Below are 2,216 nucleotides of genomic sequence, written 5' to 3'. Positions count from 1 at the left end.
TGACCACGGGGGTGTCGCCTTCGTCGGCCTCCGTGACGCGAGCGGGATCGTCCAGGTCGTCGTGCGCGACGAGTCCGTCGCCCACGAGCTCCGGTCCGAGTACGTCCTCCAGGTCACGGGGGAGGTGTGCGCCCGTCCCGAGGGGAACGAGAACCCGAACCTGGCCACCGGCGCCATCGAGGTGATGGGCGACGACATCGAGATCCTCAACCCCTCCGCGCCCCTGCCCTTCCAGGTGTCCTCCAATGCCGAGGACGCCGGCAACGTGGGCGAGGAGACGCGGCTGAAGTACCGCTACCTCGACCTGCGTCGTGAGCCCGAGCAGCACGCGCTGCGCCTGCGCTCCCACGTGTCGCGGGTGGCACGCGAGGCCCTCTACGACCACGACTTCGTCGAGATCGAGACCCCGACACTCACCCGGTCCACCCCCGAGGGTGCCCGTGACTTCCTGGTGCCGGCCCGCCTGTCCCCGGGCTGCTGGTACGCGCTCCCCCAGTCCCCCCAGCTCTTCAAGCAGCTGCTCATGGTGGCCGGGATGGAGAAGTACTTCCAGATCGCGCGGTGCTACCGCGACGAGGACTTCCGTGCCGACCGCCAGCCCGAGTTCACCCAGCTCGACATCGAGATGAGCTTCGTCGAGCAGGACGACGTCATCGCGGTCGCGGAGGACGTGCTCAAGCGGGTGTGGGCCCTCATCGGCTACGAGATCGCGACCCCGATCCCGCGCATGACGTTCAAGGACGCCATGGAGCGCTACGGCTCCGACAAGCCCGACCTGCGCTTCGGCCTCGAATTGGTGGACCTGACGGACTACTTCCACGACACGACGTTCCGCGTGTTCAAGGCCCCCTACGTCGGCGCCGTCGTGATGCCCGGGGGCGGCTCCCAGCCCCGGCGCACCTTCGACAAGTGGCAGGAGTGGGCCAGGGCGCGTGGCGCCAAGGGCCTCGCCTACGTCACGGTCGGTGAGGACGGCACCCTCGGCGGCCCCGTCGCCAAGAACATCACGGAGGCCGAACGCGAGGGCCTGGCAGCCGCGACCGGTGCGGCCCCCGGGGACTGCATCTTCTTCGGTGCGGGCGCCCCCGACCCCACGCGCGAGCTGCTCGGCGCGGCGCGCCTGGAGGTCGGACGTCGCTGCGACCTCATCGACCCCGACGCCTGGGCCTTCACCTGGGTCGTCGACGCGCCCCTCTTCAAGCCCTCCGGTGAGGCCGTGGCCGAGGGTGACGTGGCACTGGGCCACTCGAAGTGGACCGCCGTGCACCACGCCTTCACCTCGCCCAAGCCCGAGTGGCTGGACTCCTTCGACGAGGACCCGGGTCACGCCCTGGCCTACGCCTACGACATCGTCTGCAACGGGAACGAGATCGGCGGCGGCTCGATCCGTATCCACCGCCGTGACGTCCAGGAGCGCGTGTTCCAGGTGATGGGCATCGGCGAGGAGGAGGCCCAGGAGAAGTTCGGCTTCCTGCTCGACGCCTTCAAGTTCGGCGCCCCGCCCCACGGGGGGATCGCCTTCGGCTGGGACCGGATCGTGGCGCTCCTGACGAAGGCGGACTCGATCCGCGACGTCATCGCCTTCCCGAAGTCCGGCGGCGGCTACGACCCGCTGACGGAGGCGCCGGCCCCCATCACCGCCGCCCAGCGCAAGGAGGCGGGTGTGGACGCCAAGCCGCGCAAGCGCGGTGAGGAGGGCCCGGACGAGGGCGGCCCCGCCGGAGCGGGGAGCACCCCCTCGGCTCCCACCTCGCAGGGCTGAGCGGCACCGGTCCTCCGACACCCGGGCCCCGGCGACCGGCCACCACCGGTCGCCGGGGCCCGACCACCCCACCGACCACCCACCTGTCACGAGGAGTGGACATGCCCCTGCCCCAGTACCTGCGCCCGGCACCCTGCGGCCTGCCGGAGGCGTCGATGACCATCTCCGGCGACACGTGGCGGATCCAGGTGCTCAGCGAGTGCCTGGTGCGCGTCGAGTGGTCGCCCTCGGGACGCTTCGAGGACCGCCCCACCCAGATGGTCGTCGACCGCGGCTTCACCCCGGTGACGGCCACCCTCACCCGGACACCCCGTCCGGGGGGCGAGGACGTCCTCGTGCGGACGCCGCACCTCACACTCAGCTACGACGGTGAGGAGTTCAGCGGCCACGGGCTCTCCGCCTCGGTCCGCCAGGGAGCGGAGTGGGGCGCACCTGGCGGTGGGTGTGGACGACT

The 2,216-nt window shown here is 71.3% G+C and carries 1 protein-coding gene and 1 pseudogene; both read left to right on the top strand.

Going from position 1 to position 2,216, the window contains the following annotated elements; translation table 11 throughout:
* On the top strand, nucleotides 1-1,762 hold a 1,762-nt coding region (aspS, locus tag TA90_RS06370), incomplete at its 5' end, for an aspartate--tRNA ligase (RefSeq protein WP_052450586.1).
* 101 nt (nucleotides 1,763-1,863) lie between these two features.
* Nucleotides 1,864-2,216, top strand: a pseudogene (locus TA90_RS06365) (hypothetical protein); the annotation flags it as partial.

Source organism: Actinomyces polynesiensis, from assembly GCF_000820725.1.
GTDB classification, from domain to species: domain Bacteria; phylum Actinomycetota; class Actinomycetes; order Actinomycetales; family Actinomycetaceae; genus Pauljensenia; species Pauljensenia polynesiensis.
This window is presented reverse-complemented; position numbering and strand designations above follow the sequence as displayed.